Genomic DNA, 17,134 nt, shown 5'->3' with positions numbered 1-17,134 from the left:
GGGTCCTAGCGTGGCACTACCGCAAGGCCAGAGACCCACGGCTCCACCCGATGAAAGAGGGCCCACCGTGCACTTCCATGACGATTCCCTGCTGCCGGAGAACCAGGAGAAACTGGTGATCCAGGTCGCCCCCTACGGGCCCGAGTGGCTGCCGGGCGACGCGGACGACCTCCCGCTCACCATGGACGAGCATGTCCAGGCGGCTGTCGACTGCTACAACGCCGGCGCGACCGTGCTGCACATCCACGTCCGCGAGCTGAACGGCCACGGATCCAAGCGCATGTCCATGTTCAACGAGCTGCTCTCCCGGCTCCGCGAAGCCGTCCCGGACATGGTCCTCCAGATCGGCGGGTCGATCTCCTTCGCCCCCGAGGACGAGGGCGCCGACGCCAAGTGGCTCAGCTACGACACCCGCCACATGCTGGCCGATCTCACCCCCGCACCGGACCAGGTGACGATCGCGATCAACACCAGCCAGATGAACATCGTCGAGATCATGTCCGACGACGACCTCGAAGGCACCTCCATCGCCAAGCCCGACTTCTACCGGGCCTACCGCGACATGGTCGTCGAGGCCGGCCCGGACTTCTACCTCGAACACCTCAAGCGGCTGCACGCCAGCGGCATCCAGCCGCACTTCCAGCTCGCCACCCTGGCCCAGCTGGAGACGGTGGAACGGCTCATCCGCTCGGGTGTGTACACCGGCCCGATGGTCCTCAACTACGTTGCCATCGGCGGCGGTTTCGCCGGACGCCACCCCGCCGACCTGGTCGAATTCATCCGCCGCGTCCCGGACGGCGCCGTCCTCACCATCGAGAGCTCCATGCGCGCGGTGGCACCGATGAACGCCGTCGCGATCGCGCTGGGCGTGCACGTACGCGTCGGGAACGAGGACAACCTCTGGCGGCGCAAGGGCGAACGGATGAGCTCCGTCGAGCAGGTCGAGCAGATGGTCCGCATCGCCGACTCCGTGGGCCGCGACGTCGCCTCCGGCCCGGAGGCCAAGCAGATCTACCAGATCGGCAAGCACTACAGCAGCACCGAAGAAACCCTGGACCGGCTCGGCATGGTCCCCAACCGCCGCCCCGGACAGCGCGGCTTCATGCTGCGCAACACCCAGGCCTGAGCAACACCCAGGCCTGAGCAACACCCAGGCCTGAGCAACACCCAGGCCTGAGCAGAACCCAGGCCTGAGCAGAACCCAGATCTGAGCGGAGCCGGTCCCGAAGGCGGCGGTCGCGGGACCGGTCGCTCACCTCACGACCGCCGCAGTCCACACCGACACACCAGCACACGGAGCTCATTCATGGCACAGGCCATTCGCTTCCACGAAATCGGCGGCCCCGACGTCCTGCGATGGGAGGAGACCACCGTCGGCGACCCGGGCCCCGGCGAGGTCCGGATCCGGCACGAAGCCATCGGCCTCAACTTCGCCGACGTCTACTGGCGTACGGGTCTCTACCCCGCCCAGCGGCCCAGTGGGCTGGGCGTCGAGGCGTCAGGCGTGGTGGAGGCGGTGGGCGAGGGTGTCACACACGTCGCGGGGGGCGACCGGGTGACCTACACCGGCAGTCCGCTGGGGGCGTACAGCACCGAGCGGGTGATGCCCGCGGACACGCTGATCAAGCTGCCGGACGAGATCAGCTGCGAGACCGCCGCCGCGATGACCATGCGGGGTCTCACCGCCTCCTACCTCCTGCGCCGGATCTACCCGCTCAAGGCGGGCGACACCGTACTGCTGCACGCGGCCGCGGGCGGCGTCGGCCTGATCTTCTGCCAGTGGGCGAAGCTGCTCGGCGTCACCGTGATCGGCACCGTATCCAGCGAGGAGAAGGGCGAGATCGCCCGCGCCAACGGCTGCGACCACATCATCTACTACCGCCGGGAGAACGTGGCCGAGCGGGTACGCGAGATCACCGGCGGCGCCGGGGTGCCGGTCGTCTACGACAGCGTCGGCAAGGACACCGTCGCCGGGTCCATGGCCTCGCTCGCCCGCCGCGGCCTGCTGGTCTGCTTCGGCACCACCTCCGGGGTGCCGCCGCTGGACGCCATGCAACTCGCCCTGCACGGCTCGCTGTTCGCGACCCGGCCGGCGCTCGCCGACTACATCGCCGACCCCGCCGAGCGGGATGCCCTGGCCGGCGAACTGTTCGGGCATGTGGCGGCCGGCCGCATCAAGATCCAGATCAACCAGCGCTACGCGTTGAAGGACGCGGCGCAGGCGCACCGCGACCTGGAGGACGGGAAGACCACCGGGTCGTCCGTATTCACTGTCTGAGAAGGAGATCGCACCATGCTGCAAACGGTCCGCACAGCCATCCAAGTCGAGCCACTGACCTGCACCATCGGTGCCGAGCTGAGCGGGGTGCAGCTCGGTGACGCGGCGCAGGACGGCGAACTGTTCGCCCAGATCAGGGAATTGCTCCTCAAGTACAAGGTCCTGTTCCTGCGCGACCAGGAGATGACCCGCTCCGAACACGTCGCCTTCGCCTCGCGCTTCGGCCCGCTGGAGGACCACCCGGTGGTCGTCGCCGACCCCGACCACCCTGGGCTGGCCCGGATCTACAAGGACCTGGACAGCAAGCCCGAGCACTACGAGAACGCGCTGCACTGCGACGCGACCTGGCGCGAGTGCCCGCCCATGGGCGCGGTGCTGCGCGCCGTCGAGACGCCGCCGGTGGGCGGCGACACGATCTGGGTCGACATGGGCGAGGCCTACCGCCGGCTGCCCGAGCACATCAAGACACAGATCGCCGGTCTGCGTGCGCGGCACAGCATCGAAGCGACCTTCGGTGCGGCCATGCCGGCCGAGAAACGCCTCGCACTGAAGGAGCGCTACCCGGACGCGGAGCACCCGGTGGTGCGCACCCACCCGGAGACCGGCGAACAGATCCTCTTCGTCAACTCCTTCACCACTCACTTCGTCAACTACCACACCCCCGAGAACGTGCGCTTCGGGCAGGACTACGCACCCGGCGCGGCCAACCTCCTGAGCTACCTGATGAGCCAGGCCGCCGTGCCCGAGTACCAGGTGCGCTGGCGCTGGCAGAAGAACAGCGTGGCCATCTGGGACAACCGCTCCACCCAGCACTACGCCGTCCAGGACTACTGGCCCGCCGTCCGGAAGATGGAACGCGCCGGGATCGTCGGCGACAAGCCGTTCTAGAGCCTGACCCGGACGAAAGGTCCTGGGTCGTGTGTGAGAAGTAGCCCCGACCCCCCGGGAGCCCCAAAGGAGAGGTGACCCCACATGGGACTGCATACCGCCGGTCCGGCCGCACTGGACAGATCTCCGGTCCCACCGCGGCCCGCCGCCTCCCGCCGTTACGCCTGGGTGATCTTCGCCCTGAGCTTCGGGCTGCTGCTGTCGGACTACATGTCACGACAGGTGCTCAATGTGGTCTTCCCCGACCTCAAGGCCCAATGGCTGCTGTCCGACGGCCAGTTGGGCTCGCTCAGCGGCATCGTGGCCCTGATGGTCGGAGTGCTCACCTTCCCGCTGTCGCTGCTGGCGGACCGCTGGGGGCGCAGCCGGTGTCTGGTAGCAGCCGCGGCGGTGTGGAGCCTGGCGACCCTGGGCTGCGCGATCTCGGCGAGCTACGGGGAGATGTTCGTGGCGCGGTTCTTCGTCGGTGCCGGGGAAGCGGCGTACGGCAGCGTGGGTATCGCGTTGGTGCTGAGCATCTTCCCCGCGCGCCTGCGGGCCACGCTCTCCGGGGCGTTCATGGGGGGCGGGGCGTTCGGGACCGTCCTGGGTGTGTCGGTCGGCGGTGTGCTGGCCCAGCATCTCGGCTGGCGCTGGGCCTTCGCCGTGATGGGGCTCTTCGGGCTGGCCCTGGCGGCGGTCTACGCGTTCGTGGTCACCGAGAGGAGACTCGCGGCGCAGGTGGCGATGGTCTCGGACGCCGGCCGGGGAGGGGCCGACGAACGGGCGCCGTTGCGCACGATGCTGCCGCGGCTGTTCTCCTCGGTCTCGGTGGTCTGCGCCTACATCGGCAGCGGGCTGCAGATGTTCATCGCGATGGCCCTGCTCGCCTGGATGCCCACCTTCCTCAACCGCTCCTACGGTATGCCGTCCGCCAAGGCGGGCCTGGTGGCCGGAGCATTCGCCCTGTTCACCGGCGTCGGCACGATCGTCGGCGGGATGGTGTCGGACAGGCTCAGCCGGACCGCGCCGATCCGGAAGTGGACGGTGTCGATCACCTGCAGTGTGGGCACCTTCGCCCTGCTGCTGTGCGGATTCGGCCTGCACGCCGGGCCGCTGCAGCTCACCCTGGTCGCGGCCGGAGCCCTGCTGTCCAACGCCACTGCCGGGCCGGCCGCCGCCATGGTGGCCAATCTGACCCCGGCCGCCGTCGCCGCCACCGCCATGGCCACACTCACCCTGGCCAACAGCCTGCTCGGCCTGGCCCCCGGCCCGACGGTGACCGGCATGCTCGCCGACCACGTCGGTCTGCTCGGCGCGCTGCGCCTCATCCCGCTGGTCGCGGTAGTGGCGTGCGCCGCCTTCGCGATCGGCCGACACTACTACCCACGAGACCTGCGCCGCCTGGGTTTGCTGCCCGAGGCCGCGCCGGCAGGACTGGAGTCCCAGCCATGAGCACCGTCGCACCGCCACCGGCCCTCCTGATCGTTCCCGGTCTGCGTGACCACGTACCGGAGCACTGGCAGACCGTCCTCGGCAACAAGCTGCCCGGCGCCCGTACCGTCGCACCGGTGACGACCGACCGGCTCAGCTGCGACGTGCAGGTCGCAGCCCTGGACGAGGCGCTGTCCGAGATCTCGGGTCCGGTCGTCCTGGTCGCGCACAGCGTCGGGGTGATCACGGTCGCGCACTGGGCGCAGCGCCACACGCGCCCGATCCAGGGTGCTCTGCTGGCCACCCCGCCGGATCTCGAAACACCCATGCCCGAAGGACATCCCAGCCGCGACGACCTGGGCGCCAACGGCTGGCTGCCGGTGCCGCGCGCCCCGCTGCCCTTCCCGAGCATCGTCGCGGCCAGCACCGACGACCCCCTGGCCGGCTTCGCACCGGTCGCCGCGCTCGCCCGGGCGTGGGGGAGCCGGCTGGTCGACCTCGGGCCGGTCGGACACCTCAACCCGGCGGCCGGGTACGGCGAGTGGCCCCAGGCCGAGCAGTACGTCCGCGAGCTCAGCGGGGAGGGCCGATGAGCACCGCCACCGACGTGTTGTGGTCCCCCGGTCCCAGCCAGACCGAGGGCTCCAACGTCGCCGCCTTCCTGCGCTGGCTGGACCGGACCAGAGGTCTGTCCTTCCCCGGCTACCCGGAGCTGTGGGAGTGGAGCACCACCGATCTGCCCGGATTCTGGTCCGCGGTCTGGGAGTTCTACGGGCTGGACGCCGTGACCGGCTACGACGAGGTGCTCGGCGACCCGTCGATGCCCGGGGCCACCTGGTTCCGCGGAGCACGCCTCAACTTCGCCGAACGCTGCTTCGCACAGGCCACCGACGCACGCCCCGCCCTGATCAGCGTGTCGGAGGGCGGGACACCGGCCGAGACCTCCTGGGAGCAACTGCGTCACGACACGGCGGCCCTCGCCGCAGCCCTCAGGGACATGGGGGTGCGCCCCGGAGACCGGGTGGCCGGCTATCTGCCGAACACGCCGCACGCCGTGGTCGCTCTGCTGGCCACCGCCGCCATCGGCGCGGTGTGGACGGTGTGTTCGCCGGACTTCGGCACACCGAGCGTGCTCGCCCGCCTGCGCCAGGCGCGCCCGACGGTGCTGCTGGCGGCGGACGGCTACCACCACGGCGGGAAGGAGTTCGACCGCCGTGCGGCGGTCTCCGAGATCGTGGACGGGCTGCCCACCCTCCGGCACCTGGTGGCGGTCGGCCACCTCCATCCGTCATCGGCCGCAGCGCCGTGGTCGCAGCGGCCCGAGGTGACACAGCACGTCTGGCCCGATCTGCTCGCACGGCCGGGAGCCCAACTCGACTTCGCCGACGTCCCGTTCGACCACCCGCTGTGGATCCTGTGGTCCTCGGGCACCACGGGTGTGCCGAAGGGCATCGTGCAGGGGCACGGCGGCATCGTCGTCGAACTGCTCAAGGCCCTCGGCCTGGGCTCCGACCTGCGCGCCGACGACCGCTACTTCTTCCATACCTCCACCAGCTGGATGGTCTGGAACCTCATGGTCGCCGGCCTGCTGCACGGGTCCACCATCGTGCTGTACGACGGCAGCCCCGGCTACCCGGACATCAACGGGGTCTGGCGGGTCGCCGAGCAGACCGGCGCGACGATGGTCGGAGTCGGCGCGGCCTATCTGGCTGCCGCGGAGGCGGCGGGAGCGCATCCGGCGGCGGAGACCGACCTCAGCGCCGTGCGCTCGGTCCTGCAGACCGGCTCGGCGCTGCCGGTCAGCACCTGGCACTGGGCCGCCGAGCGCCTCGTCCCCGGCGCCTGGGTGCAGTCGATCTGCGGCGGGACCGACATCTGCTCGGTGCTCGCCGGCGGCAGCCCGCTGCTGCCGGTGCGCGCCGGACGTATCCAGTGCCCCGCGCTCGGGGTCGCGCTCGCCTCCTGGGACCCGGCAGGACAGCCGCTCGTCGGAGAACAGGGCGAGCTGGTGGTCACCGCCCCGCTGCCGTCCATGCCTCTGCACTTCGTGGACGACCCCGGCGGGGAGCGCTACCGCGCCAGCTACTTCGACGTGTATCCGGGGGTGTGGCGGCACGGGGACTGGGCCGTCCTCGACTCCGACCTCACGGTGGTGGTGGCCGGCCGGTCGGACTCGACGCTCAACCGGATGGGTGTGCGGATGGGTTCGGGCGATATCTACGAGGTCGTCGAACCGCTGCCGCAGATCGCCGACAGTCTTGTCGTCGGCGCCGAGCTGTCCGACGGGCGGTACAGCATGCCGCTGTTCGTCGTCCTCGCCGACGGCGCCCGGCTCGACGACGCCCTGCGGAAGGAGATCACCACCGCGATCCGCAACCGGCTGTCGCCGCGTCATGTACCGGACCGGATCGAGCAGGTGGCGGCGGTGCCGCGCACCCTGACCGGCAAGAAGCTGGAGGTCCCGGTGAAGCGCATCCTCCAGGGCGCCCGCGTCTGCGATGTGTCCGCGGAAGGCGCCGTCGCCCACCCCGAAATGCTGGAGTGGTTCGCGGAGTTCGCCGCCCAGCTCTGAGGGCCGCCGGTGAGGGTGTCAGCGGGCCCGGAGGCCGCCCAGCAGCAGATTCTGGACGGCGGTGAAGTCACCGTCGATGCCTGGGCGGCTCCACTCCGCCGCGTACACCGGGTCATGGAAGCGGCCGGTCGCATCGAAGACCGCACGGGCCGTCGTCGGGAAGTCCACCTCGACCGGGGCGAACTCGCCCTGGGCGCAGCCGTCCTCGATGATCCGGGCGAGCTGCCCGACGAGCGCCCCGATATGGCTCTCCACCACTCCGCTGCTCTCCCCGGTCAGTACCCCGAAGGTGGCGAACAGCTCGGGGTCGCCGCCCGCCTTGCGGCGCTTGGCCGCGAAGAGGGCCGTGAGCCAGTTCGTCAGCCGGGCGGTCGCGGAGCCTTCCCGGTCGTCGGCGAACCGGGCCAGCTCGGCCTCCGACCTGTGCAGCCAGCGCTCGGTGACAGCCTCGCGCAGCGCCGCCTTGGTGCGGAAGTGGCGGTAGACGCTGCCGTGGCTGACCCCGAGCACCCGTGCCACGTCGACCACCGTGGCCTTGGCCGGGCCGTAGCGGCGCAGCACGTCCTCGGTCGCCTCAAGAATGCGCTCGGGTGTCAGGGCTTCGGGCGTCATCGCGTCTGCGCTGCCTTTCGGTGCCGCGCTGTCTTCCGGAGGACGCGCTGCCGTGCGGGGAGTGGGGGCCGGGGCGGGGGTGGAGCGCTACCGACCGTACCGGGGACTCAGCGCTCGCTGTCCAGGTGGGCCATCTGGGCGGCCGGGTAGCGGTCGCCCGCCGCGGATCCGGCCGGGACGGCCTCCTCGATGGCGGCGATGTCCGCGGCGTCGAGCGTGACATCGAGGGAGCCCAGGGCCTCGGTCAGCCGGTCGCGGGTCCGGGCGCCGATCAGCGGGACGATGTCCTCGCCGCGTGCCGAGACCCAGGCGATGGCGGTCTGAGCGACGGAAACGCCCTTCTGGTCGGCGATCTTCCGCAACGCGTCGACCAGACCGAGATTGTGCCGGAGGTTCTCGCCCTGGAAGCGGGGGCTCATGCTCCGGAAGTCTCCGGGGGCCAGCTCGCGGTCATGGGTGAAGTGGCCGCTGATCAGACCGCGGGAGAGCACCCCGTACGCGGTGATGCCGATGCCCAGCTCGCGGGTGGTGGGCAGGATCTCCGCCTCGATGCCCCGGGAGATCAGTGAGTACTCGATCTGGAGATCCGTGATCGGCGCGGTGGCGGCGGCCCTGCGGATGGTGTCGGCGCCCACTTCGGAGAGGCCCACATACCGCACATGGCCCGCTTCGATCAGCTCGGCGATGGCGCCGACGGTCTCCTCGATCGGCACGTCCGGGTCGACGCGGGCGATCCGGTAGATGTCGATGTGGTCGGTGCCGAGCCGCTGGAGCGAGTACGCGGCGAAGTTCTTGACGGCGTTCGGGCGGCCGTCGTAGCCGGTGAAGCCCCCTTCGACGGTCCGCAGAGCGCCGAACTTGACGCTGGTGAGGGCCTGTTCGCGGTGGGCCGCGGGGGCGCTGCGCAGGGCTTCGCCGATCAGCAGTTCGTTGTGACCCATGCCGTAGAAGTCGCCGGTGTCGAGCAGGGTGACCCCGGCGTCGAGGGCGGCGTGGATGGTCGCGATCGACTCGGCGCGGTCGGCGGTGCCGTACAGCGCGGACATGCCCATGCAGCCGAGGCCGAGGGCGGAGGTCAGCGGTCCTGCCGTGCCCAGGGTGCGGGCGGGGACGGGAGTGGTGGCCATGAGGGTGCTCCTTCGCCGGAACAGAAGCTGACAGAAGTTCGGTGCACGGCGACTATGGCATGACGACTGACAGTTTTCAACATCTGTCAGTCGTCATGCCATGGTCGCCGTGTCCTGCTCGCCTGTCATGGCCCCGGGGAGACGGCATGGCCCGGGGAGTCCGGGGAGACGCGACGGCAGCTGCGGCGCTACGCGGGTGAGCCCGAGGTGAACCGGCGTACGAGCGGGGAGAGCACGAGCACGGACTTGGTGCGTTCGACGAACGGCTCGCCCGCGATGCGCTCCAGTACCCGCTCGAAGTGGCGTACGTCCTCGGCGTAGATCTGGATGACCGCGTCCGCGTCACCGGTGACGGTCGACGCGGACGCCACCTCCGGGTACCGCGCCATACCGCGCCGGATGTCCTCAGGGGAGGTGTTGTGCCGGCAGTGGATCTCGACGAACGCCTCCGTCTCCCAGCCCAGCGCCGCGGGGTCCACCCGCACGGTGAAGCCGGTGATGGCGCCGGATGCGAGCAGCCGGTCGACTCTGCGTTTGACGGCGGGCGCGGACAGGCCGACCCGGGTGCCGATGTCGGCGTAGGAGCGGCGGGCGTCCTCCGCGAGGGCGTGGACGATGCGTTCGTCAAGATCGTTCAGTCGCAAGGCGGGTGGATCACACTTCTTCTCGGGCGGTCACTTCTTCGCGGGCGAGCTGGGAGCGGCGCATCCCGTAGCCGAAGTACAGCACGAGCCCGGCGGCCATCCAGATACCGAACCACACCCACGTACTGGCGCCGAGGCTGGTCATCATCCACAGACACAGCGCGAAACCGATGGCAGGCGTCACCGGCGAGAACGCCACCCGGAAGTTCCGCGGCATGTCGGGCCTGGTCCGGCGGAGCACGATGACCGCCACGTTGACCAGCGCGAAGGCGAAGAGAGTCCCGATGCTGGTGGCGTTGGCCAGCTCGCCGAGCGGGACGACCGCCGCGAGGATGCCGCAGAACAGCGAGACGATCACCGTGTTGGCGACGGGGGCGCCGGTCCGCGGGCCGACCTTGGCGAACACCTTGGGCACCAGGCCGTCGCGGGCCATGGAGAACAGGATGCGGGTCTGCCCGTAGAGCACGGTCAGCACCACGCTGGCGATGGCGATGACCGCCCCGGCGGCGAGGAGTACGGCCCAGAAGCTCTGGCCGGTGACGTCCCGCATGATCTGGGCGAGGGCGGCGTCAGCGTTGTGGAAGTGCTGCCACGGCATGGCACCGACGGCCATCAGGGCCACCAGGCAGTACAGCGCGGTGACGATCAGCAGCGAGAGCATGATCGCGCGCGGCATGTCGCGCTTGGGGTTGCGGGCCTCCTCGCCGGCCGTGGAGGCGGCGTCGAAGCCGATGTACGAGAAGAAGAGGCTGGCGCCGGCCGCGCTGACACCGGTCATGCCGAGCGGCATGAAGGGCTTGTAGTTGCCCGCCTTGATGCCCGACGCGGCCACCACGCAGAACAGGATCAGCGAGGCGATCTTCACGACCACCATGATCGTGTTGGCGCGGGCGCTCTCCTTGGCGCCGCCCAGCAGGAAGGCCATGGCCAGCAGGACGACGAGCAGTGCGGGGATGTTGACGATGCCGCCGTCCCCGGGCGGTGCGGACAGGGCGGTGGGGATCGTCACCCCGATCGTGCCGTCCAGGAACTCGTTGAGGTACTGGCCCCAGCCGACGGCCACGGCCGCCACGGACACGCCGTACTCCAGCATCAGGCACCAGCCGCAGATCCAGGCGATGAACTCGCCCATCGTGGCGTAGGTGTACGAGTACGAGGAGCCGGCGACCGGGATGGTGCCCGCCAGTTCCGCGTACGAGAGCGCGGAGAAGAGGGCGGTGAGTCCGGCGATCACGAAGGAGATCACAACGGCGGGCCCGGCCTTGGGGACCGCCTCGCCGAGTACCACGAAGATGCCGGTGCCGAGGGTGGCCCCGATGCTGATCATGGTCAGCTGCCACATGCCCAGCGAGCGCCTGAGCTGCCCGCCCTCACCCTGCCCGCCCTCGGCGATCAGCCGCTCGACGGGCTTGCGGCGCATCAGCCCGGAGCCGATGCCACCACCGCCGGACCTGGGACCGGGGCCCGGACCTGCCCGGTCCCGGGTGATCGGCGCTGCGTCAGGTCGTGCCACGGTGAGGCTCCTTCATCGCTGCCTGCTCCGGAGGCGGGAACCCGCGCGGACGGCGCCGCCCACGGGTGCGCGTCCCGGCGCACAGCAGGAGGGGACCGCCGAGCCGGGGGTCTCCACCGCTCCACGTACAGGGCAGAACACTACGAGGCGTGCGTAGTGGCCCGTAATGCAGGTTCCTTGTGCATCTGCGGCGATTCATTGCGCGCATCCCCGGGGAACGGTTGATCGTGTACGCCTCAGCCTGAGTTCGCCTCCGGCCGGAAAACCGGTGCACCCCCCTGGGGAGTGCCCGGTACTGTGACCGGCATGGCAAAGAGTCGCAACAACCTTCTTGGCGTCGGCGGGCAGCGCAAGAAGATGCCCCGCTCCGGGGCACAGAGCTCGGCCGCCGCAGGCGCCGAGGACCGCAGGTCAGCCGCTGACCAGAAGCAGGAACTGCTCCAGAAGATGCGCGAGCGGGCCGAGGGGGCCGGAGCTGACGGAACCCCCGACGCCGAGAGCTGACCCACCGGGGCGCCACAGCGCAGTACAACCCGGCAGGGCAACAACTCACAGCACAGCACGGTGGGCCCGGATCGTCTCGACGACCCGGGCCCACCGTCATGTCCGCACCGGCCACCGCCCCCGGCTACCGCACCGTGCGTGGCAGCCGCAGGCTGAGCAGCGCCGTCACGGCGACCGTGGCCAGTTGCAGCAGCAGCGTCACCGCCAGCGCCTCCCGCATCCCCAGCGACGTGCTCAGCGACAGGAAGAGCGTGCCGAGCGTGGCCACCCCCAGCGCGAGCGACGCCTGCTGCGTCGTGGTCATCATGCCGCCGCCGACCCCGGCCCGCTCCGCCGGTACGTCGGAGAGCACGATGCGGAACAGCACCGGCAGCTGGAGTCCCTGGCCGAACCCGGCCAGCGCCATACCGGGCGCCAGGGCCGCGATGCCGAGCCCGGACCAGTCCCACCACACGGTCGCCGCGATCACCGTGACGCCGACGGCCTGGATCACGGCGCCGGCCGTCACGACCCGGCTCGCGTACCTGCCGACCAGCCGGGGGCCCGCAAGCGACGCGGCGAAGAACGCCGCCGCCAGCGGTACGAGCGTGAATCCCGCCGTGACCGGACCCATCCGCAGCCCCTGCTGGAGCGCGACCGCGATGACGAACATGAATCCGCCGAAACCGATCGAGAACGGCACCACCAGCGTGAGCCCGCGCCGCAGCGAGTCGAGCCGCAGCAGGCTCGGCGGCACCAGCGGCACCTCGCCCCTGCGGTCGGCCGCCCGCTCGGTCAGGTAGAACGCCGCCGCCGCGAACGGGAAGACCCCCAGCGAGATCCAGGTCCACAGCGGCCACCCGGCGGCCCGGCCCTCGGTCAGGGGAGCGAGGAGCGTCACCAGCGAGAGCGCGAGCAGCAGGGTGCCGGGTATGTCGACGGGCGCGGGCTTCTCCGACCGGGTCTCCGGCACGGAGCGGACCGCCAGCACCAGGCCGAGGAGTGCCACCGGCACGTTGACGAGGAAGATCGACCGCCAGCCGGTGCCCGCCACGTCGGCGGCCACCAGGACACCGCCGAGGATCTGCCCGGCGACCATCGAGAGCCCGGCCGTGGCTCCGTAGAGCCCCATCGCCTTCGCCCGCCGCGGCCCCGCCGTGGTCGCCTGGATGGTGGCGAGCACCTGCGGGAGCATCAGCGCCGAGGAGGCGCCCTGCGCCACCCGCGCGCCGACCAGCGTCCAGGCGTTGGGCGAGAGACCGCAGGCCAGCGAGGTGAGACCGAACGCGGCCATACCGAGCAGGAAGAGCCTGCGCCGCCCTGCCACGTCCCCGAGCCGGCCGCCGAGCACGAGCAGCACCGCGTAGGCGACGCCGTATCCGGCGACGACCAGTTCCAGCATCGCGGGGCCCGCGGCCAGGTCGTGGTCGATGGTCGGCAGGGCGACATTGACGATGAAGAAGTCGATCAGCGGCAGCGCCGCCCCGATCAGGACCGTGAACAGCCCCAGCGTGCCGAGCACCGGGGTGGGGTGGTCGTGCCGCTGGACGGCGCCGGGGACGGTGGATGGAGTCCGTACTGTCTGGCCTGTTGTCTTGACTGTCGTGCCTGTCGAATTGCTCACGGAGACGAGAATGCTCCGCCGCTCAGCCTGGTACCAGAGTCTCCTTATCCTGGTACAAGGAGTACCTGGCAATGGGCTGCCGGGTGCTGCACTCTGGTTCCATGACCACAGTCGCGCCGGAGACCGACGTACGCAGGCACGAACTCGCCGACTTCCTGCGCAGCCGCCGTGAGCGCATCACGCCCGAGCAGGCGGGCCTGCCGCGCGGCGCCCGGCGCCGGACACCGGGGCTGCGCCGCGAGGAGGTGGCCCAGCTCTCCGCAGTGGGCGTCACCTGGTACACGTGGCTGGAGCAGGCGCGCGACATCACGGTCTCCCCGCAGGTCCTGGACGCCATCGCCCGCACGCTCCTTCTCGACCTGCACGAACGCGCGCACCTCTTCTCGCTGGCCGGTGCGGTCGACCCGTCGCCCGGCGCGGTCTGCCCCTCGATCACGCCGGCGCTCTCGGCGCTGATCGAGCAGCTGGACCCGGTCCCGGCCTGCATCCAGAACAGCCGTTACGACATCCTCGCGTACAACCGCACGTACGGTCGGCTGCTCTGCGACCTCGACGCCGTAGCCCCCGAGGACCGCAACTGCATGCTGCTCTCGTACACGAACGAGGACTGGCGGTCGTCGGTCGTCGACCTCGACGCCATGTGCCGGGTGATGGCCGCCAAGTTCCGTGCGTCGATGGCCGGGCATCTGGCGGAGCCCGCCTGGAAGGCGCTGCTCAAGCGGCTGGAGACGGCTTCGCCGGAGTTCCGCGAGATCTGGGCCCGGCATGAGATCATCGGCCCCGGCAGCAGGACCAAGCGTTTCCACAACCGGCACGTCGGGCCGCTGCTCGTGGACCACACCGACCTCTGGCTCGGCCCCGCGGCCGGTCCACGCATGGTGACCTACGTACCGGCCAACGCCGAGTCCCGCGAACGGCTGGAGCGGCTCTACGCGTTGGCGTCCGCGACCGTCTGAGGCAGCCCGTTCCTGTGACCGACCGGAGCGCGCGCTACGCGTTGGCGTCCGCGACCGTCTGAGCCGTCTCGGGCGCGTTCAGCCGCTCCGCGGTCCGCCGGGCCGAACGCTGCGCCCACTTCCCGCTGGTCAGCAGCCCGAAGACCAGGACGGCGAGACCGCACGCGGTGATGATCCACCAGGCGGTGCGGCTGGCTCCGGCGAAGCCCTCGGTGTGCGCCGCGCCGCTCACGCCCGAGGCCAGCACGGCCCCGATCACGGCGACACCCAGCGTCGATCCGATCTGCCGGCTGGTCGACGCGACGGCCGCCGCCACCCCGGCCTGCGCACGGGGCATCCCGGAGACCGCGGTGTTGGTGATCGGAGCGTTCACCATGCCGAAGCCGATCCCGAACAGTACGTAGCCGGTGAAGAGCAGCGCCGTGTTCGTCTCGGCGTCGAGAACCGCGAAGACCAGTCCGCTCAGCGCCATCGTCACCCCGGCGATCAGCAGCGAGAGCCGTGGCCCGCGGTTGCCCACCAGCCGTCCCGACAGCGGCGCGCAGACCAGGGTCAGCACCGCCATCGGCAGCATGTAGAGGCCGGCGTGCAGGGCGGAGAGGCCGCGGACGTCCTGGAGATAGAGCGTGTTCAGGAAGAGGAAGCCACCGAGCGCGGCGAAGCCGCAGACCGCGATGACGGTGGCCCCGCTGAACGGCGCGCTGCGGAAGAAGCGCAGGTCGATCAGTGGTTCGGGGCGCCTCGGCTCGTACAGCACCAGTCCCACCAGGGCCAGCAGGGCCACCCCCGTGAAGGACAGGATCAGCGGTGACGTCCACCCGGCCGACGGCGCCTCGATGATCGCGTACGTCACCGAGCCCAGCAGCGCGATGACGAACAGCTGGCCCACCGGGTCCGGCCTGCGGCCCTTCGGAGCCCGCGACTCCGGTACGTAACGCCAGGTGAGCAGCAGAGCGGCCAGTCCCACCGGCAGATTGATCCAGAAGATCGAGCGCCAGCCCACCGAATCCACCAGCAGGCCCCCGACGATCGGGCCGGCCGCCATCGAGATCCCGACGACGCCACCCCAGACGCCGATGGCGCGGGCGCGTTCGCGCGGCTCGGTGAAGGTGTTGGTGATGATCGACATCGCGACCGGGTTGAGCATCGAGCCGCCGACCGCCTGCATCATCCGGAAGACGACCAGCGACTCCAGGTTGGGGGCGACCGAGCAGAGCGCCGAGCCGAGGGTGAAGATCACCAGGCCCGCCTTGAAGACTCTGCGGCGGCCTATCCGGTCGGCCGTCGAGCCCGCGAGCATCAGCAGTGAGGCCAGGACCAGGGTGTATGCGTCGATCGTCCACTGGAGTCCGGAGACCGATGCGTGCAGCTCCTTCTGCATCGAGGGGAGGGCGACGTTCAGGACGGTGTTGTCGAGGCTGACGATCAGCAGGCTCATGCAGCAGATCGCGAGCACCAGCATCCGCCGGCGGTGGTTGAGCTCGGGCATGTATGAATAGTACGGCTAACTAACGACTTCGGTGTACGTGGCAGGCAGATGTGTCACGGTGTACACGTCAAGCTGTACACGACAAGCGGTACGCGACAATGGGTGCATGACCACGCTCTCCATCGGCCCGCACTCGGTGCAGCCGCCCGTCGTTCTCGCCCCCATGGCGGGTATCACCAACGCCCCCTTCCGCACGCTCTGCCGTGAATTCAGCGGCGGGAAGGGCCTGTTCGTCAGCGAGATGATCACGACGCGGGCGCTGGTGGAGCGCAACGCCAAGACCATGCAGCTGATCCATTTCGACAAGACCGAGACGCCGCGCTCGATCCAGCTGTACGGAGTGGATCCGGTCACGGTCGGCAAGGCCGTCCGCATGATCGTGGACGAGGACCTGGCGGACCACATCGACCTGAACTTCGGCTGCCCGGTCCCCAAGGTCACCCGCAAGGGCGGCGGCTCGGCGCTCCCGTTCAAGCGCCCCCTGCTGCGCGCGATCCTGAACGAGGCGGTCTCCAACGCGGGTGCCGTCCCGGTCACCATCAAGATGCGCAAGGGCATCAACGACGACCACCTCACCTATCTCGACGCGGGCCGGATCGCGGTCGACGAGGGCGTCACGGCCGTCGCCTTGCACGGCAGGACCGCCGCCCAGCACTACGGCGGCACCGCCGACTGGGACGCCATCGCCCGGCTCAAGGAGCACGTCCCGGAGATCCCCGTGCTCGGTAACGGCGACATCTGGTGCGCGGACGACGCGCTGCGCATGATGCGCGAGACCGGCTGCGACGGCGTGGTCGTGGGGCGCGGCTGCCTGGGCCGGCCCTGGCTCTTCGCCGACCTGGTGAGCGGCTTCGAGGGAACGCCGACCCGGCAGGCGCCGACCCTGCGCGAGGTTGCGGCGGTCATGCTGCGGCACGCGACGCTGCTGGGGGAGTGGATCGGCGACGAGACCCGTGGCGTGATCGACTTCCGCAAGCACGTGGCCTGGTACCTGAAGGGGTTCTCGGTCGGCTCGGAGATGCGCAAGCGGCTCGCGGTCACCTCGTCGCTGGACGAGCTGGGCAGCCAGCTGCACGAGCTGAACCTGGACCAGCCGTGGCCGGACGGCGCGGACGGGCCGCGCGGGCGGACGTCGGGCAACAACCGGGTCGTCCTCCCCGACGGCTGGCTGAAGGACCCGTACGACTGCTCGGGCGTGAGCGCGGAGGCCGAACTCGACACGTCGGGCGGCTGAGAACGGCCCGAAACGTATCGCCCTCCCGCCGCCGCCTTTTCCGCCCCTCGCCCTCCGCTCATAAGAGCAGGGGCGGGGGGCGGAGGCTTTTCCGCAGGAGAGAGGGCGAATCCGGGGCCACCCGCCCCGCACGGACGCGGCACTGAGTGCACGCTGCACCGCTATGCGCAGATGTCTGTCCGGCTGGCGAACCACAAAGGTCCGAATAGTGGCCTCCGCGCCAGACGGATGGCGTGATTCTCGCCACCTCTGATCGCAGGGTTGCTCAGATGAGCGATTAAACCTGGGCTGTACTTCTCAA

15 protein-coding genes are annotated in these 17,134 nt (G+C 70.3%); 9 read left to right on the top strand and 6 right to left on the bottom strand.

Going from position 1 to position 17,134, the window contains the following annotated elements; genetic code table 11:
• Positions 1-67 precede the first annotated feature (67 nt).
• From OHB13_RS10585 to OHB13_RS10560, 6 genes are all read left to right on the top strand, one after another.
• A complete protein-coding gene (locus OHB13_RS10585; protein ID WP_266857219.1) occupies positions 68-1,126 on the top strand; it encodes a 3-keto-5-aminohexanoate cleavage protein in 1,059 nt (352 codons plus the stop codon).
• A 180-nt stretch (positions 1,127-1,306) separates the two neighbouring features.
• Positions 1,307-2,278 carry a quinone oxidoreductase family protein gene (locus OHB13_RS10580; RefSeq protein WP_328376890.1) on the top strand — a complete coding sequence of 324 codons (972 nt, stop codon included), beginning with the start codon at positions 1,307-1,309 and terminating at the stop codon, positions 2,276-2,278.
• Positions 2,279-2,293: 15 nt separating this feature from the next.
• Positions 2,294-3,166, top strand: a complete 873-nt coding sequence (locus OHB13_RS10575; RefSeq protein ID WP_266857222.1) for a TauD/TfdA dioxygenase family protein — start codon at positions 2,294-2,296, stop codon at positions 3,164-3,166.
• 84 nt (positions 3,167-3,250) lie between these two features.
• A complete protein-coding gene (locus OHB13_RS10570; protein ID WP_328376889.1) occupies positions 3,251-4,600 on the top strand; it encodes an MFS transporter in 1,350 nt (449 codons plus the stop codon).
• A complete protein-coding gene (locus OHB13_RS10565) occupies positions 4,597-5,172 on the top strand; it encodes an RBBP9/YdeN family alpha/beta hydrolase (RefSeq protein ID WP_328376888.1) in 576 nt (191 codons plus the stop codon). The genes OHB13_RS10570 and OHB13_RS10565 overlap by 4 nt, the downstream gene beginning before the upstream one ends.
• Positions 5,169-7,151 carry an acetoacetate--CoA ligase gene (locus OHB13_RS10560; protein ID WP_328376887.1) on the top strand — a complete coding sequence of 661 codons (1,983 nt, stop codon included), beginning with the start codon at positions 5,169-5,171 and terminating at the stop codon, positions 7,149-7,151. The genes OHB13_RS10565 and OHB13_RS10560 overlap by 4 nt, the downstream gene beginning before the upstream one ends.
• An 18-nt stretch (positions 7,152-7,169) precedes the next feature.
• Here the strand turns inward: OHB13_RS10560 and OHB13_RS10555 are convergent, their stop codons facing one another.
• From OHB13_RS10555 to OHB13_RS10540, 4 genes are all read right to left on the bottom strand, one after another.
• The gene (locus OHB13_RS10555) at positions 7,170-7,763 is read right to left on the bottom strand and encodes a TetR/AcrR family transcriptional regulator (protein WP_266857228.1); all 594 of its coding nucleotides are present in this window, start codon (positions 7,761-7,763) and stop codon (positions 7,170-7,172) included.
• 107 nt (positions 7,764-7,870) lie between these two features.
• The gene (locus OHB13_RS10550; protein WP_328376886.1) at positions 7,871-8,890 is read right to left on the bottom strand and encodes an aldo/keto reductase; all 1,020 of its coding nucleotides are present in this window, start codon (positions 8,888-8,890) and stop codon (positions 7,871-7,873) included.
• Between the two features lie 188 nt (positions 8,891-9,078).
• Complete coding sequence (locus OHB13_RS10545; protein ID WP_266857232.1) at positions 9,079-9,534, bottom strand: Lrp/AsnC family transcriptional regulator; 456 nt, start codon at positions 9,532-9,534, stop codon at positions 9,079-9,081.
• Positions 9,535-9,544: 10 nt separating this feature from the next.
• Positions 9,545-11,023, bottom strand: a complete 1,479-nt coding sequence (locus OHB13_RS10540) for an amino acid permease (RefSeq protein WP_266861098.1) — start codon at positions 11,021-11,023, stop codon at positions 9,545-9,547.
• A gap of 330 nt (positions 11,024-11,353) precedes the next feature.
• Between OHB13_RS10540 and OHB13_RS10535 the strand changes: the two genes are divergently transcribed.
• The gene (locus tag OHB13_RS10535; protein WP_328376885.1) at positions 11,354-11,551 is read left to right on the top strand and encodes a DUF6243 family protein; all 198 of its coding nucleotides are present in this window, start codon (positions 11,354-11,356) and stop codon (positions 11,549-11,551) included.
• 124 nt (positions 11,552-11,675) lie between these two features.
• Here OHB13_RS10535 and OHB13_RS10530 read toward each other — a convergent pair whose 3' ends face one another.
• A complete protein-coding gene (locus OHB13_RS10530) occupies positions 11,676-13,154 on the bottom strand; it encodes an MFS transporter (RefSeq protein ID WP_443062937.1) in 1,479 nt (492 codons plus the stop codon).
• 101 nt (positions 13,155-13,255) lie between these two features.
• Between OHB13_RS10530 and OHB13_RS10525 the strand changes: the two genes are divergently transcribed.
• Complete coding sequence (locus tag OHB13_RS10525; RefSeq protein ID WP_328376884.1) at positions 13,256-14,110, top strand: helix-turn-helix transcriptional regulator; 855 nt, start codon at positions 13,256-13,258, stop codon at positions 14,108-14,110.
• A 34-nt stretch (positions 14,111-14,144) separates the two neighbouring features.
• On the opposite strand, the gene OHB13_RS10520 is transcribed toward OHB13_RS10525, so the two are convergent.
• Entirely contained in the window at positions 14,145-15,599 is a 1,455-nt protein-coding gene (locus OHB13_RS10520) for an MFS transporter (protein ID WP_328376883.1), read from the bottom strand.
• A gap of 106 nt (positions 15,600-15,705) precedes the next feature.
• Here OHB13_RS10520 and dusB point away from each other — a divergent pair, with 106 nt between their 5' ends.
• Positions 15,706-16,833 carry a tRNA dihydrouridine synthase DusB gene (dusB, locus tag OHB13_RS10515; protein ID WP_266857240.1) on the top strand — a complete coding sequence of 376 codons (1,128 nt, stop codon included), beginning with the start codon at positions 15,706-15,708 and terminating at the stop codon, positions 16,831-16,833.
• Positions 16,834-17,134: the final 301 nt, after the last annotated feature.

The sequence above is a fragment of the Streptomyces sp. NBC_00440 genome, from assembly GCF_036014215.1.
GTDB lineage: Bacteria > Actinomycetota > Actinomycetes > Streptomycetales > Streptomycetaceae > Streptomyces.
Note: the sequence above shows the minus strand (reverse complement) of the source record. Positions and strands in the feature narration are given on the sequence as shown.

What these genes read in the sequence shown, in the direction of transcription:
- OHB13_RS10580 (WP_328376890.1), top strand. Translation starts at nt 1,307, where the DNA reads ATGGCACAGGCCATTCGCTTCCACGAAATCGGCGGCCCCGACGTCCTG.
- OHB13_RS10575 (WP_266857222.1), top strand. Translation starts at nt 2,294, where the DNA reads ATGCTGCAAACGGTCCGCACAGCCATCCAAGTCGAGCCACTGACCTGC.
- OHB13_RS10570 (WP_328376889.1), top strand. Translation starts at nt 3,251, where the DNA reads ATGGGACTGCATACCGCCGGTCCGGCCGCACTGGACAGATCTCCGGTC.
- OHB13_RS10565 (WP_328376888.1), top strand. Translation starts at nt 4,597, where the DNA reads ATGAGCACCGTCGCACCGCCACCGGCCCTCCTGATCGTTCCCGGTCTG.
- OHB13_RS10560 (WP_328376887.1), top strand. Translation starts at nt 5,169, where the DNA reads ATGAGCACCGCCACCGACGTGTTGTGGTCCCCCGGTCCCAGCCAGACC.
- OHB13_RS10555 (WP_266857228.1), bottom strand. Translation starts at nt 7,763, where the DNA reads ATGACGCCCGAAGCCCTGACACCCGAGCGCATTCTTGAGGCGACCGAG.
- OHB13_RS10550 (WP_328376886.1), bottom strand. Translation starts at nt 8,890, where the DNA reads ATGGCCACCACTCCCGTCCCCGCCCGCACCCTGGGCACGGCAGGACCG.
- OHB13_RS10535 (WP_328376885.1), top strand. Translation starts at nt 11,354, where the DNA reads ATGGCAAAGAGTCGCAACAACCTTCTTGGCGTCGGCGGGCAGCGCAAG.
- OHB13_RS10525 (WP_328376884.1), top strand. Translation starts at nt 13,256, where the DNA reads ATGACCACAGTCGCGCCGGAGACCGACGTACGCAGGCACGAACTCGCC.
- OHB13_RS10520 (WP_328376883.1), bottom strand. Translation starts at nt 15,599, where the DNA reads ATGCCCGAGCTCAACCACCGCCGGCGGATGCTGGTGCTCGCGATCTGC.
- dusB (WP_266857240.1), top strand. Translation starts at nt 15,706, where the DNA reads ATGACCACGCTCTCCATCGGCCCGCACTCGGTGCAGCCGCCCGTCGTT.